This window comes from Bacillus haikouensis, from assembly GCF_013179555.1.
Lineage (GTDB): Bacteria > Bacillota > Bacilli > Bacillales > Bacillaceae_B > Rossellomorea > Rossellomorea haikouensis_A.
Genome location: NZ_JABMCR010000002.1, coordinates 42,093 through 56,708 on the forward strand (window position 1 = coordinate 42,093; position 14,616 = coordinate 56,708).

The following is a 14,616-nucleotide window of genomic DNA, read 5'->3' on the forward strand; positions in this document are numbered from 1 at the left end:
AACATACCCTGACGCACAGCACTGTGGAATGTAAATACCCCAGGAGGCAGCCTCCCTAATCCACAAAAAAAGCCCGGCCGCGTCTACGTTGAAATTTCAACGGATCTGGCCAAGCTTTATAATTTCATTTATATCAGATTGCTGCAGGTCAACATCATCAAACTCCGGAATAAGACATAAACCCGCCGTCAACAGGTACCGTTATACCTGTTACAAATCCGGAGGTGTCTTCATCCACCAGCCACAGAAGGGTACCCAGTAAGTCCTCTGGCTTACCGAATCTGCGCATTGGGGTGTGCGAGATGATTTTATTAGATCTTTCTGTTAAACTGCCGTCTTCATTCGTTAAGAGTGCCTTATTTTGCTCGGTCAAAAAGAAACCGGGGGCGATGGCGTTGATTCGAATGCCAGAGTCAGCCATGTGGACTGCGAGCCATTGTGTAAAGTTGTCGATCGCTGCTTTTGCTGCGCTATAGGCGGGAACCTTCGTCATCGGTGACGGAGCGCTCATGGAAGACATATTAATGACCACAGCACCTTTCCGGTTCACCATTTTCTTCGCGAAGACCTGTGTCGGGATCAGGGTACCGAGAATGTTAAGATCAAATACAAACCCGAATCCTTCCGGGGAAAGATCGAAGAATGTCTGGATACTTTCTGTGTCCAGGTCTTCAGCGTTCAAGGTTTCATTCGTAGTGGTACCGCTCGGATGGTTTCCGCCTGCCCCATTGATTAAGATGTCGCAAACGCCCAGTTTCCCGATGATCTGCTTTTCAGCTGTGATCACACTTTCACGATCGAGGACGTTACATGAGATGGAGATGGCTTCGCCGCCTTCCTCTCTTATTTCCTTCGCAACAGCTTCGCCTTTCTCTGCCGTCCGATTAAGGATCGCCACCTTCACTCCCTGCCTGGCTAGTTCCTTTGCCATCGAACTGCAGAGGACTCCGCTGCCTCCTGTGACTACAGCAACTTTCCCCTTCAAGCTTTCATGATTCGGCAACATTATGAATTCCTCCCGATGCGTTCCAATGAATCCCAGATTCCCCATAAGTACATGATTCCGAGTCCTCGATCATACAAGCCATATCCCGGTCTGCATTCTTCTCCCCAAATATGCCGCCCATGGTCAGGTCTCACGTATCCCGTAAAGCCTGAGTCATGGTACGCTTTCATGATTTCAAGGATATCAACCGTTCCATCGCTTGATCTGTGGGAAGTCTCAATGAAATCACCATTTTCATAGACTTTCACATTGCGGATATGGGCAAACGGGATGCGATCGGCGAATTCCCGGACCATTTCCGCCACATTGTTATCAGGATTTGCCCCAAGCGAACCGCTGCACAGGGTCACTCCATTAGAAGGACTGTCCACCAGAGAAAGAACTCTCCTGATGTTCTGTTGATTGGTCATGATCCTTGGCAAGCCGAATATGGAGAACGGGGGATCATCCGGATGGATGCCCATTTTGATATTGTTTTCCTCAGCAACCGGGATGATCTCTTTTAAAAAGTATTCGAGATTCTGGAATAAGTCTTCTTCTGACACATCTTTGTAGGCTTCGAACAATTCCTTGAGCTTCGATAATCTCTCCTCTTCCCAGCCGGGCATGGTAAAAGCAGAGTTGCTTGAGATTTTATCAACCAGTTCAAATGGGTCCATGTCTTCCACTCTGGCTTTTTCGAAAAAGAGAGCAGTCGAACCATCTTCCATTTCCTTGAACAGTTCGGTTCTCGTCCAGTCGAATACCGGCATGAAGTTATAGCAGATCACTTTTACACCTGCTTCTGCCAGCTTCACGATCGTGCGTTTATAGTTTTCGATATAGTTATCGCGTGATGGCAAGCCAAGCTTGATATCTTCGTGTACGTTTACGCTTTCGACGACGTCTATGTTTAGACCATATTGCTCAGCCTGATTCTTGACTGTTTCTATTTTGTCTGACGGCCATTCTTCACCGGCAGGTACATCATGGAGTGCCCAGACAATTCCTTCAACACCGGGAATTTGTTTGATTTTTCCCAAAGAAATACTGTCATTTCCCTCTCCATACCATCTGAATGTCATCTTCATCGATAGAACCTCCTTCTTATGTAAGCATTGTTGCTGTTCTTGCTTCTCTCACAATCTCGCAATATTCTTTCGCGAGTTTTGTCACTTCATCATAATTTCCTATGGATGCAGGCTTGGTGAGATCACTGCCGATCCCGATTGCGACCGCCCCGCTTTTGATCCATTCTGCTGCATTTTGAAGGTTGACCCCTCCGGTAGGCATCACAGAGACTTGCGGAAGCGGTCCTTTGATGGATTTGATGATCGAAGGGGCGAATGTGTTGCCAGGGAAGAGCTTCACGACATCAGCTCCGTATTCCATGGCTGTCTTCATTTCTGTGATCGTCATGCAGCCAGGCATATAAGGGATACCGTATCGATTGCAAAGCTTTGCTGTATCTTTATCAAAGCAAGGGCTGACAATATATTCAGCACCTGCCAGTATCGCGATCCTGGCAGTCTCGCTATCCAGCACACTTCCTGCGCCTACGAGTAATTCTTCAGGACTGAACATATTTTTGAGTGAACGAATAACCTCTTCAGCTCCAGGCACTGTCAGGGTGACTTCGATTGCCTGTATCCCGCCCCGGATACAAGCGCTGGAGATTTTCTCAGCATCATCTTTATTTTCCGCACGAACAACGGCCACTACTCCTGACTCAACTATCCGGTTAATACTATCGATTTTTTTTATCATTGTTTTCGCTGCGCAAAGTGCGCATCTTCCCTCCTTCAGTAAAATCTTCAGGTCTTACTGCTCGAATGAAATGACCACTTTTCTGACTTGCTCCGGTGAAGTCTCGATTAATTGAATCGCTTCATGTATTTGTTCCAACTGGAAAACCTGAGTGACCATTCCAGTGGTATCGATTGTCTTGTCGTTGAGCATCTCAATGACCCCGGGGAATTGGTTCGTCTGCAGCCTTGATCCCGTGATCGTTACTTCTTTTTTTGTGATGGGAAGCTGGTTGATGGATGATGGCCGCTCATCAAATCCAAGGACCACTACCCTTCCGGCAGCTGAAGCAATTTCAATCGACTGCTCAAACGTTTGAGGGATGCAAACCGCATCAATGACGACGTTTGCGCCTTCCTGTTTCGTCAGCTCCATTACCTCTTCCTGTACATTTAACCTTGAAGCATCAATGGTGTGATCAGCTCCCCACTCTTTTGCAAAAGCCAGTCGGCTTTCATTTAAATCACTGATGATGACGGTCGCTCCTTTTGTTTTAGCGACTTTTAAACAACAAAGACCAATCGGACCTGCACCCATTATAAAGACCGTATCGCCATTTCTGACATCTCCGCGCCAGGTCGCCTGTGCACCGATCGTAAATGGTTCAGCCAATACAGACTCTTTCCAATCCAACTCAGGATTGACTTTGTGAACGAGTTTCTCCGGCATCACTAGATATTCCTGCATGCCGCCATCCCGGTGGACACCGTATACTTCCAGGTTGCTGCACACATTTCCCCTGCCCGAGCGGCATGCGTAGCAATCGCCGCACGGCTGAATAGGTTCAATGACTACTTTATCCCCTTCAGAAACAGATTCTACTTTTCCCCCGACAGCTTCTACTTCACCTGTTACTTCATGGCCGATGACCCTCGGCAAAGTGGCAAGAGGATTAGTCCCGTGGTAAATATGAATATCCGATCCGCATATTCCGACCATTTTCACTTTGACCAGGACTTCATGTTCATTTGTAATGACAGGCTTCTCTCTTTCCACAATGCTCAACTGATGGGATCCGGTGACTTGAACGGCTTTCATCGATTAGCAACTCCTTTATCATACGTTTGATGTTTCTTATTCAAATAAGCTAGGTAAGAATAGCGTGATCTCTGGAACGAAAGCGACCAGCAGCAGCACGACGAGACTCGCTCCGAGGAACGGCAGCAATGCCTTCGATGTTTTTCCAATTGAGACCTTTCCTATACTGGATGCAACGAATAAACACACACCGACAGGCGGAGTCGATAATCCGATGACCAGGTTCAGCACCATCATCACTCCGAAGTGAACCGGATCCATGCCTACACTCGATGCGACTGGTAATAATACCGGGAATAGAATGACTAGAGCCGCGATCGTTTCCATGAATGTTCCCACAAATAACAGCAGTAGGTTGATTAATAGAATAACGACAATTGGATTCTCTGAAATTCCCAGTATCCCATCTGCCACAAGAATAGGAATTTGCTCACTCACCAGTATCCAGCCGAAAAGGTTCGCAAAACCGACCAGGAACATAATGGAAGCTGTACTGACCATAGAGTCCAAAAGAATCTTCGGGAGATCTTTAAGTTTTAACTCTTTATAGACGAACATACCGACGACCAGGGCATACACAACTGCAACGATTGAAGCCTCGGTCGGGGTAAAGTAACCGCCAAGGATTCCGAATAGGATGACAAATGTCATCAGTAATGCCCAAAAGGCACCTGTAAACGATTTGGCAATCACACCAATCGGCTGCCTTTTGCCTTTGGGATATTTACGTTTTACGGAAATAACATATGTAACGGCCATTAAACTGAGACCCAACAGTACACCAGGAACCGCACCTGCCAGGAACAGATCACCAATCGATACACTCGCCAGTGTCCCGACAATGATCATTGGCAATGACGGCGGAATTATTGGTCCGACTGTCGAGGAAGAGGAGGTGACAGCTGCTGAAAAGTCAGCATCATATCCTTCTTTCTTCATCGCCGGAATCATGACTGCTCCTATACTTGCCGTATCTGCAAGGGCAGTACCGGAAATACCTGCAAACCCCATGGAAGACCCGACATTCGCCAAGCCAAGCCCTCCTCTGATATGGCCGACAAAGTTATTTGTGAACCCGATGATCCGTTCCGTGATTCCCCCGGCATTCATTAAGTTACCTGCCAGAATGAAACCAGGTATACATAACAATACGAAGGAATTCAGCCCTGCAAACATTTTTTGAGGGACGATGGAAAGAGGGATGTCAGCGATAAGCAGATAAATAATAGAAGAGATTCCTAGACTGAAAGCAATTGGAACACTGATAAAAATTAAGATTAAAAAAGAAATAAATAAGATGGCTGCTAACATCAGCTTTCACTCCTTTCTTTTGGACTGCTCAAAATGGTGATGACATGTACAATCGAATAGATTGCAATGAAAATAAACGAAATCGTAATACTTGCGTGAATGATCGACATATCCAGAGCCATTGTGGCTGATGTCTGCCCTCTTCCCACAGAAATGAATGTGTATCCATAAAAGGCAATGACTAAAGATAGAACGACAACCACTAAATAGATGAACGCTTCGTATATCTCTTTTATCTTTTGTGGTAATAACCCCGTTAAAATATCGACACTGATGAACTCTTTATTCTTAAGAGCAAGAGGAGCGCCAAAAGAAATCGAATAGATAAACAGGAATCTGGTCAGTTCTTCTGTCCAAATGGCTGTGTATGGTAAATAACGGGAAAGGATTTGTATCAGCACGACCACGATGACACCCAGAAATGACAGAATTGTTGCTATTTCCAGTGTTCGTGTCAGTATATTGGTCCCCTTCATTCTTCCCCACTCCTTTCTTAAAGGCTGTTTTTATAATTATTGTTTTCGGGCATAATCAAGAAGTTTGAATGGCTCATGTCCCCTTTTTGAACTTAATGTAAAAGAGACAGGGATTTTCTTCTGTAATGCAACAAAGAATGTGAATAGATCCTCTTAAAAGAAGGCATATGCTTCACACATTGAACGTTTCACATATGCCTTCCGTTGTTATTTTACTTCCAGGATTTTCTCATATAGTTCGTATTGTTCTGCTGACAAGCTATCTTTGATCGCCGGTTTCATTGCTTCACGGAAAGCATCTTGATCGACTTCATTGAATTTCATGCCTTCATCTTTTAACTTCTGCTCATACTCTTTGATTTCTTTATCAAAAAGTTCCTTACCGTATTCTTGAGCTTCTTTAGCTGCTTCTTGAACGGCCTTTTTATTTTCATCAGATAAACTTTCAAACTGCTCATTTCCAACTAAGATGTAAATCCATGAATACACATGTTCTGTTTCATTTACATAGTCCTGGACTTCATATAATCCACCACTGTGAATGAGGTCGACCGGGTTTTCCTGTCCATCGATCACGTTTTGCTGCAAGCCGGTGAATACTTCATTAAAGTCCATTACCTGCGGCTTTGCTCCTGCTGCTTTCCATGCATCAAGGAATAGAGGCACGTTCGGCACACGCATACTGAAGCCATTTAAATCTTCAGGCTTGCTGATTGGTTCCTTGGACGTTAAATTTCTCGGTGCACGAGTATGGTAATAAAGAGGTGTCAAACCAACTTTATCTTTTATTTCATCTTCAATTTCTTTCCCGATATCGCCTTCAACCACTTTTTGCAGATGGTCAGCATCCCTAAATGCATAAGGTACCGCCATCAATGCTGCTTTCGGAGACCAGTTGGCCATCGTCTCACCTGAAATGACCATGTCTGCAGTTCCGGCTTTGATGCTGTTAATCGTATCTGTTTCGCCGCCTAATTGATTATTAGGATAGATAGTGATTTCGATCTGGCCATCTGTCTTTTCTTTTACTGAATCCGCAAACTTTTCAGCCGTTTTATGCCAAATATGATTCTCATCCGCCAAATGTCCAAATTTCCACTTTATTTTTTCTCCTCCGCTGCCTCCTGATGAAGATTCTGACCCACAAGCTGAAAGAAGCAACATGATAGCAGAGATCATGGCAATCCATTTGAATTTTTTCAATTTCATTTCCCCCTTGTTTTTCATTTTCACATTAGACCTGAATGGTTAGAATGGTTTCTGCCCCTGAAAAATTCCCCTTGGAATCACTCCTTTCAAGGTAAACGTTTACTAGTTTGATAGATACTGATAAACCGATTCGGTGATCGGGACGCCTTCTCGCAGATGCTTCTCTTCCTTAAGCTGTTCCGGTTCCCCGGGCACGAATACCTGATTGAATCCTTCAGCAGGTTTCACCTGATGAATCTCATTAATCATCTCATCCATCCCTGCAAGGAAATCCTCTTTGTTTGTAAAAAATGACGGATTGATCGCACAGACATAGTGTCCCAGTTTCCTGGATTTGTTGTAGTCTCCGTACATCTTCGAAATATGAGGACCAAACGCAGCTCCGGCCAGTAAGCCTGAGAAGATATCCACCACCATCCCAAGTCCATATCCTTTTGGTCCGGCAAATGGCGTTAAAGCTCTTACTTCGTTTGGATCAGTCGTGGAATTTCCGTCTCCATCCACTCCCCAGCCATCAGGAATTTCCTTCCCCGCTTCTTTTGCGTAAAGGATTTTACCGAGCGCTACATTGCTGGTAGCCATATCCAGAATAATGGGTTTATTCGTTTTTGCAGGGAATCCATACGCAATCGGATTCGTTCCAAGGAATGGTTCCGCGCCGCCGAACGGGACGACGATTTTATCGGTATGTGTCATCGCAACACCAATCAGTCCCTGCTCGGCAGCTTCTTGAACGAAATAGGAGAGCGCCCCGCAATGACTGCTGTTCATGACGGTGATCATTCCGATTCCATTCTCATTCGCAAGTTTTATCGCTTCATTCATTGCCTGCTTCGCAACTACATGACCCAGTCCGTCATCACCGTTGAATATCCCTGAACACGGCCCGGTCTGATTGAAGGAAAATGATGGGCTTTTATTAAGTCCTCCCTCATTTAACCGTCTGACATAATGCTCCGTTCTCAATACCCCGTGCGAACTGACGCCTCTCAAATCAGCATGGACCAATACCTGTGCCGTCATCTCAGCATGGTTCGGATCCAGTCCTGCCTGAACAAGTTTTAATGCTGTTAATTTCTGAAGTTCTTCATGTGATACAACCACTTCTGCCATTTCCCTCACCTCCAAGTTAAATGGATTCTATTCTAAATTAGCATGTCTTTTTTGCAGATCAGCGTTATGATCGTTCTCCTCAAGAAGCGCAATAATGATGGCATCCAGCAATAGATGAACACTTTGATCAAATTGGCTTCCAAGCGGCTGGATGGTTTGCGGTTCACCCTGACGGCGATTTTTGGTCGCTGCTGGTACCAGCAGTTTTCCATCCGGGGATAACTGATTTTCTTTTGAAGCAGTCACCAGGAATGTGAATGCCCTCTTTTCTTTTGCTTTAGAAATATGATTGGCTAATGAATTCGAGGTGCCGGAAGCACTGATTGCAACAAAGAAGTCATCCTTGCCTATACTCGGTGTGATCGTCTCACCAATGACATAAACCTCGTATCCACAATGCATCAATCTCATCGCGAAAGCCTTCCCCATCAAACCTGAACGCCCTTCACCATAAACAAAGATCCGCTTTGCTTCATTGATTTTGTTGACCAGATCATCGGTTTCCCCTGAACTGACCTGAGATAATACAAGTGAATCCTCTTGGAGAACCGCTTCTAGCAATTTTTTCATCATCAAGACAGTCACCCTTTCTCCCGCAAATCAAATCAATTGGATCATCTCTCAATAAATTCCTTCTCGCCAAGTTGAATCAGGACATCTTCCAGATATGGAAGCCCCTCATTATCACCCGATACACTGACGACCATTGAGCCGATTGTATTGGAAAAACGCAGGATCTTTTCTAACGGCCATTCCTGGAGGATCCCATAGATGAAGCCTGAATCGAACCCGTCTCCTGCACCCACTGTATCGACAACCTTCTTGGGCGGGACCGGTGCTGAATGGATCGTTTCCCCGTTGTAGTAGCCCACCGAACCTTCACTGCCTTTTTTTATGGCTGTATAGGAGATCCCCAATACCTTGGATTTCTCGATGATTTCCTTTTCATCTCTTGTATCAAACAGAAGCTCTGCTTCATCCACTCCCGTCAGCAGGATATCCACGAAAGGCAGGATGTCTGATAGGACTTCCTTCGCTCTCTCCTTGCTCCACAATTTCAATCTGATATTCGGATCGAAAGAGATGAGCACATCATTCCTCTTTGCGATGGAAACGGCATGCCTGATGAGGGCTACATTTTTCTCATCGATGGCTGGAAATACACCCGTAATATGTAAGACTCTCGCATTCTGAATATAGGATTCTTCTAAACAACCAGGCGTTAATGTCAATGTAGGAGAATTCAAGCGATAGTAAAACGTTCTCCCGGAACCATCCTCCTGCACTTCTTTAAAATTCACTGAGGTTGGATAACCATCCACAAGCTTCACAAGCGTTGTGTCGATCCCCTCACCCCTTACAAAATGTTGAATATAACGGCCAAATTCATCATTTCCCAATCTGCTGATCCAGCCGGTATTTAACCCCAGGCGAGCACAGCCGATGGCTACATTCAGTTCCGCCCCGCCTACATTGCGTTCAAATGAATGAACGAACCTCATAGGTCCTTTTGATGCTGGATTCATCGTGATCATGGCATCTCCAATAGTAATTACATCTTTCATTCGGCCATCCCCTCTTTCCTTTGCATGACTTAGCATGAATGTCGAACCATTAACTTCGGCTCAAATCGATACACATTCTTTTCTTCGATAAAATCCGGATTTTTAATTTTATTCAGTAATAATTCAGCCGCCTGCTTTCCCATTTCGAATGTCGGCTGGGCAATCGTTGTTAATTCCGGAGTAAATAAACTGGCAAATGATACATCATCTATCCCGATCAGAGCCAAATCTTCCGGCAGGCTGATAGCATTCGATTTTATGTACCTTAAGACCTCGATTAACGTTAAGTCATTCCCTGCAATCAATGCCTGCGGCGGTTCTTCAGAAGACAACATGTCATGAAGACCATCCTGCAGCAATTCAAGCTCCAACGATTTGATATATTCCTCCCTGACAGGTATCCCTTTTTCACCTAAAGCTTTTTTATACCCGGCAATCCGCTCCACACGAGGCGTCACATGTCTTTCCAGAGAGGTCGTCATGATGCCGATTCTTTCATATCCCTTATCTGTAAAATGATCCACCGCCAATTTAACAGCGCTTTCATTATTGAGCATAATTGATGAAGTTGCGAGACCATCGACAATCCGGTCCACAAACACAAGGGGATACTTTTCATTGACCATCCTTTCATACAGGTCAATATTCCCCCCTGTCGGAAAGATGATAAGCCCGTCAACCTGTTTGGCCCTCAGCATCTCGATATATTCCCGCTCCTTCTCAGGGTTATCATCTGCATTGCACACAATAATGTGAAAACCCTGCTCATTACAGATGTCCTCTACAGCCCGAATCGTTTGTGTCGAGAACGTGTGCAGGATATTCGCGACAATCACCCCGATCGTCGAAGTCGACTTTTGCTTTAAACTCCGGGCTACGATATTCGGCTGATAACCAAGCTCTTCAATCGCCTTGCTGATCCGCTCTTTCGTCCTTGGCGCCATATAATCATAGCGCTTATTCAAATATTGAGAGACCGTACTCTTTGATACTTCTGCATGCTGTGCCACATCTGAAATCGTTATTCGTTTCATAAATTCCTTCTCCATACCCTTTTACTAAATCGGTTTAGTAATAAGCAAAAAAGAAAAGACTTTATAAGTCATCTCATCATTCACCATATGAGTAAATCGATTTACTAAACCGGTTTAGTTATTTATTGTTTTCAATTATAAGAAAATTGAAAGCGTTTTACAAGGGGTTTTTATAAATTTTAAAACTTTCTGTTATTCACGAACCATTCATTCATAATAAATACCGGCTTCGCAGTCAGTATTGTGCCTAGGAACGGGAAAAACGACCTGTCCCCTCCGCCTCACCAATTAAACATAGAAACTATGATAAAATAAGGCTAACTTCATCATCTTAGGAGGCAACAAACATGAATAGAAGAATAATCGTATTATCAATCCTGCTGATCTTTCTGGGCATTGGATTAAGTGTGTTATTTATATAAAGTACATAGAAAGTGGCCAGTCCCCTGCGCGGTGAACTCTTGACTTGTTGGTGGGGGCTGTTTTTTTATTTGAGGGTTTTGTGGGGTTTGTGGTGTTGGTTGGGGTTTGTGGCGTTGGTTGGGTTGCGGACGACTGGAATAAAATGTAAAAAGGCTGAATTATTCGTCATTTCGGCTAGATTGCCGGCCAGACCGGCAAGATTAATCTTCATTCCGGCAAGAATAGTCGTCAAACCGGCAAAATTATCGCTGAAATCGACAAGATATCAGCGATAAAAGCCTTTAATTCATGAGAAAGAGGCCGCCATGAACCGCTTAAACCTCCCTTGGTGAACCAATCCTGCCAAAACGAGCAATAATCCTGCCAAAATCACCATTATTCCTGCTAATTAACAAAAAATTCCACAAATCATTCATTCGACCTGAGAATGGATGGAATGCGGATAATATGCTGGCACCTATTAGCAAGGTGACTTATCGGATGAAATTCAAAATCTACTGGATGGTGTATCAGCTGAATGGGAAAGTTATGTAAGGGATTTTAATCAATAGATGCAATAATTCTTGGGTTTCCCCAGACTACAATTCTTCATAATCTTCTTCCTTGTAAGCAATCGAAGACAAAAGGTTGATCCTGATATCTTAGAGTCAACACCAAACTTCTGTAAATACTGCAAAAACCCTTCAAACATTCATCGGTCCAGGTTCAACCAAACCCAACTATAACTGAAACTCATTCATAATCATTTCAGCAGCTTCTTCCGGACTCAATTTGGTATTATCGATTTTCATGTAATTCTTTTTGTCAATTTCTCCTTCTTTCGAGTTTAATCGCAGCCTGTCCAAAGAAGCTAGCAGTCTTTTCTCAGAGTCCTCGACATCCCTTTGGAAGGTTTATGCTCCAATCTGTTTGGGGTTACATTCCTCTTTAATCGCACGTCCAAATCAGACTCTAACTCTACGAAATACACTTCGCCGCCATTGGATTCGAAGATGCTGGTCACTTTTTCCACCCACTTCCAATCCTCCTGCTCATTAAATGCCCACATAAATGTAAAGACCATTCCGTAATGATCCGTTTTCGAATAAGCTTCAAAAATCTCTTCCCTCATCATAGTTGAGATCCTCCACATTTCCTCGGAAAACCCAAAGAACGGCTGAAGCAATTCGATCGTCATATGATTATGAAATAATTTCAGCTCCGTCTTTCTTTCTAACTCCTGTCCAACGGTCATTTTCCCTACTGCTTGCGGACCGAATAATAATACTAGTTTCATGATCTACTCCCCTTCTTTCTTATATCTCTTTGTAACACTACATTTTAAACTACGTTTTTTATATGAATTGGTCACAAGATGTATTCAACTATATGCTGATAGACAAATGGTAATACGGAAGCGACAATAACGCCGATTACAATTGAAGAAGCTGAAAAAAAAATGAGCTTACGAAGAGGTATTTCCTTTCTCTTATAAGCGATAATGAATACCTTCATCATAGAAAAGACAGTAATTAATATAATGATAGCGGAAAAAACACTAGTAAAAATGACTTCCATTTTTGTACTCCTTTTATAAAATGTAACCTATGCTTCAATCCTATCTCTCTTGAAAACCTTTTTCCTCCAATCGCAATAAACGGCTTAAAGCAGGCAATAGCTGCTCCCCAAATAGCAAGTACGGTTCCTGAAATAGTAACAGTCCCTTGCCGGAACCTAAATGGATCGCCTTCTTCAATTTTTCATAAAAACAAGATTGGAAGATTCCTTTATTCCAAAACAAAGCGTTAACACGCCCCTTTTGAAAAAAAAGTATGTAAAAACTCATTCATTTGTCATTTTTGCAAGGAATAATTGGCCAAAAAATGTAAAAATTCAGTAAGACCTGCTTTTAATGATAAGGCTCATCCCTTCTGTGAACGATACAAGCCACTTTCAATGATTTACATGCCAGTTTTGCAAAATTCAAGCCACTTTCCAAATTTCCAAGCCAAATCCGACCTATTCAAGCCACTTTTCCAAAATACGTACCACTTGTCGAATAATCTCGGCCACATGCTAAATATAATCCAGACTAATTGAGTAATGCAGAAGAGTCCCAATCGTAAATAATATCCTTGTTGCAGCAATAAAGTTTAAATTCCCAAGACAGCTTGCTCCCCTCCCTTAAATCGCGGAGGGCACACTCCATTCCGGTCGCAGCCCGAAACTCCCAAGGACCAGCCAGAATTCATTACGCTGATAGTTAGCATGAAAAAACGCTGCTGCAAGGATTGAGGTTTATGATTGTTAGAAAGACTTCGCTTTGTTCAACTTCCAGCAATTTTATCACCAGGGCATGCGAGTGAAGCCGTTCTAAATTATCTCCGTATTTTGCTGAGTGCCTTAACAATCATTCCCGATACCAGTGTCACAATCGTATACAAAAATACCCATATCAAAAACGTTTCATTGAAAATTAGAAACAGGGCAATCATGGCGATGATAAAAACCAGCGCCGGTGAAATAAATATATTCTTAAAGATTATATACCCCACTATACCTATAAGGACTGAAAGTAATGGAAATAAAATCAAAATCATAAAGAAGACATTCATCGGATCTTCACTCCCTTATCGATTTGTCATTCCTTGTCTCCACTTTTAACTTTAGCAATAACACCGTGCTATCTTCTTGAATAATCCTCTTTATAGATTCGGCATCATCAATATCCAGAGGATGAAGAGAATCGCCTGATTCCCTGTAAGCAGCCAATACAATGGTGTCTCCTATCGTTAACGTTTTCTTATCTTTCCCGATGGCATACTCCGAGTTTCTCAGAATAAAAGGGGCAGATTTAGTTTCTTTAATACCGGCCGGCTGCAAATGAACCCCGGGTCCGTAAAGGAATACCATCGTGTCAGTTGAATCCGGAATCAGGAAAGAAGGATGAAAGTACAAGAAAATTAAAGGTTCATAGATTCAAAATGTACTAAAAAGATGCTCATCCATATAGAGCATCAAAATAGTTGCATTTATTTAGATTGCTTTTCAAGCAATTCAATAATTCTATCTAATTTCTTGTTTATTTCATCAGAATTATTAAAATTTAACTTTGTATTAATAAGCAGACTTCGGATGAAACGGGCAAATGAAACAGCTCCCAAAATTAGTAAACAAATTATGAAAGCTAAGTAAAGATAGTCAACAGTAAACATTATTGTCCTCCGCCTTTTTGGATAATTATACCACAATTCAAATTATAGTGTGTGTCGCTGTACGGTGAAAGAATGTCTTTCTTACACAAGATATGCAATGAGAAGGAAACCGAATTGGCTAATACAGAGGAGATGAAAATGAAGATACCAGCGGTTCGTTCGAAATCGAGGCATTGTTTATAATGGAGCCAGTAATTAATACCAATACAGCCAGCATCCTCGTGGTTTTATCCGCTTTTTCATGATGATTGTTGACAATGTCATGAGCAAAGATATTCCGCTTGCTTACTTCAAGCCACCTGCTGATACTGTGGTGAAATACGTATAGAAGCAGGATATAAAACATTATGCATAGCAGGAACTTCAAGAACAATCTCCTCAACCTTTCTAAATCAGTAAATCAAATCTGTAACCGACTGTGATGAAGACGATGAAGCAAAAAAGGCCCAATACTGAAATCAT

16 protein-coding genes and 1 pseudogene are annotated in these 14,616 nt (G+C 43.0%); all 17 read right to left on the reverse strand.

Features of this window, described 5'->3' with window-relative positions:
- Positions 1-157: 157 nt before the first annotated feature.
- The gene (locus HP456_RS00500; RefSeq protein ID WP_172248047.1) at positions 158-1,006 is read right to left on the reverse strand and encodes an SDR family oxidoreductase; all 849 of its coding nucleotides are present in this window, start codon (positions 1,004-1,006) and stop codon (positions 158-160) included.
- The gene (uxuA, locus tag HP456_RS00505) at positions 1,006-2,076 is read right to left on the reverse strand and encodes a mannonate dehydratase (protein WP_172248048.1); all 1,071 of its coding nucleotides are present in this window, start codon (positions 2,074-2,076) and stop codon (positions 1,006-1,008) included. The genes HP456_RS00500 and uxuA overlap by 1 nt, the downstream gene beginning before the upstream one ends.
- 16 nt (positions 2,077-2,092) lie before the next feature.
- Positions 2,093-2,752 (reverse strand): bifunctional 4-hydroxy-2-oxoglutarate aldolase/2-dehydro-3-deoxy-phosphogluconate aldolase, encoded by a 660-nt coding sequence (locus tag HP456_RS00510; protein WP_172248049.1) that lies wholly within the window; start codon positions 2,750-2,752, stop codon positions 2,093-2,095.
- Positions 2,753-2,806: 54 nt separating this feature from the next.
- Positions 2,807-3,829, reverse strand: a complete 1,023-nt coding sequence (locus tag HP456_RS00515; protein WP_172248050.1) for a zinc-binding alcohol dehydrogenase family protein — start codon at positions 3,827-3,829, stop codon at positions 2,807-2,809.
- A 36-nt stretch (positions 3,830-3,865) separates the two neighbouring features.
- Positions 3,866-5,140, reverse strand: a complete 1,275-nt coding sequence (locus HP456_RS00520) for a TRAP transporter large permease (protein WP_172248051.1) — start codon at positions 5,138-5,140, stop codon at positions 3,866-3,868.
- A complete protein-coding gene (locus HP456_RS00525) occupies positions 5,140-5,616 on the reverse strand; it encodes a TRAP transporter small permease (RefSeq protein ID WP_172248052.1) in 477 nt (158 codons plus the stop codon). The genes HP456_RS00520 and HP456_RS00525 overlap by 1 nt, the downstream gene beginning before the upstream one ends.
- 207 nt (positions 5,617-5,823) lie before the next feature.
- Complete coding sequence (locus HP456_RS00530; protein WP_376766180.1) at positions 5,824-6,795, reverse strand: TRAP transporter substrate-binding protein; 972 nt, start codon at positions 6,793-6,795, stop codon at positions 5,824-5,826.
- A 132-nt stretch (positions 6,796-6,927) separates the two neighbouring features.
- A complete protein-coding gene (gene allD, locus HP456_RS00535) occupies positions 6,928-7,938 on the reverse strand; it encodes an ureidoglycolate dehydrogenase (protein ID WP_172248054.1) in 1,011 nt (336 codons plus the stop codon).
- A gap of 27 nt (positions 7,939-7,965) precedes the next feature.
- Positions 7,966-8,511, reverse strand: coding sequence for a 6-phospho-3-hexuloisomerase (gene hxlB / locus HP456_RS00540; protein ID WP_246288617.1), 546 nt, complete (start codon positions 8,509-8,511; stop codon positions 7,966-7,968).
- A 41-nt stretch (positions 8,512-8,552) separates the two neighbouring features.
- The gene (locus HP456_RS00545) at positions 8,553-9,503 is read right to left on the reverse strand and encodes a sugar kinase (protein WP_172248055.1); all 951 of its coding nucleotides are present in this window, start codon (positions 9,501-9,503) and stop codon (positions 8,553-8,555) included.
- 29 nt (positions 9,504-9,532) lie between these two features.
- Positions 9,533-10,537: a substrate-binding domain-containing protein gene (locus HP456_RS00550; protein WP_172248056.1), complete on the reverse strand. Its 1,005-nt coding sequence runs from the start codon at positions 10,535-10,537 to the stop codon at positions 9,533-9,535.
- 1,142 nt (positions 10,538-11,679) lie between these two features.
- A pseudogene (locus HP456_RS00555) lies at positions 11,680-12,236 on the reverse strand (DEAD/DEAH box helicase family protein).
- A gap of 71 nt (positions 12,237-12,307) precedes the next feature.
- The gene (locus HP456_RS24810; RefSeq protein WP_216663124.1) at positions 12,308-12,517 is read right to left on the reverse strand and encodes a hypothetical protein; all 210 of its coding nucleotides are present in this window, start codon (positions 12,515-12,517) and stop codon (positions 12,308-12,310) included.
- A gap of 800 nt (positions 12,518-13,317) precedes the next feature.
- Positions 13,318-13,554, reverse strand: a complete 237-nt coding sequence (locus HP456_RS25580) for a DUF2651 family protein (protein ID WP_172248057.1) — start codon at positions 13,552-13,554, stop codon at positions 13,318-13,320.
- 7 nt (positions 13,555-13,561) lie between these two features.
- Positions 13,562-13,897: a hypothetical protein gene (locus HP456_RS00565; protein WP_172248058.1), complete on the reverse strand. Its 336-nt coding sequence runs from the start codon at positions 13,895-13,897 to the stop codon at positions 13,562-13,564.
- A 74-nt stretch (positions 13,898-13,971) separates the two neighbouring features.
- On the reverse strand, positions 13,972-14,154 hold the full coding sequence (locus HP456_RS00570) for a DUF4083 domain-containing protein (protein WP_172248059.1): 183 nt from the start codon (positions 14,152-14,154) through the stop codon (positions 13,972-13,974).
- 118 nt (positions 14,155-14,272) lie between these two features.
- Positions 14,273-14,521: a DUF4181 domain-containing protein gene (locus tag HP456_RS00575; protein ID WP_172248060.1), complete on the reverse strand. Its 249-nt coding sequence runs from the start codon at positions 14,519-14,521 to the stop codon at positions 14,273-14,275.
- Between the last annotated feature and the right edge of the window lie 95 nt (positions 14,522-14,616).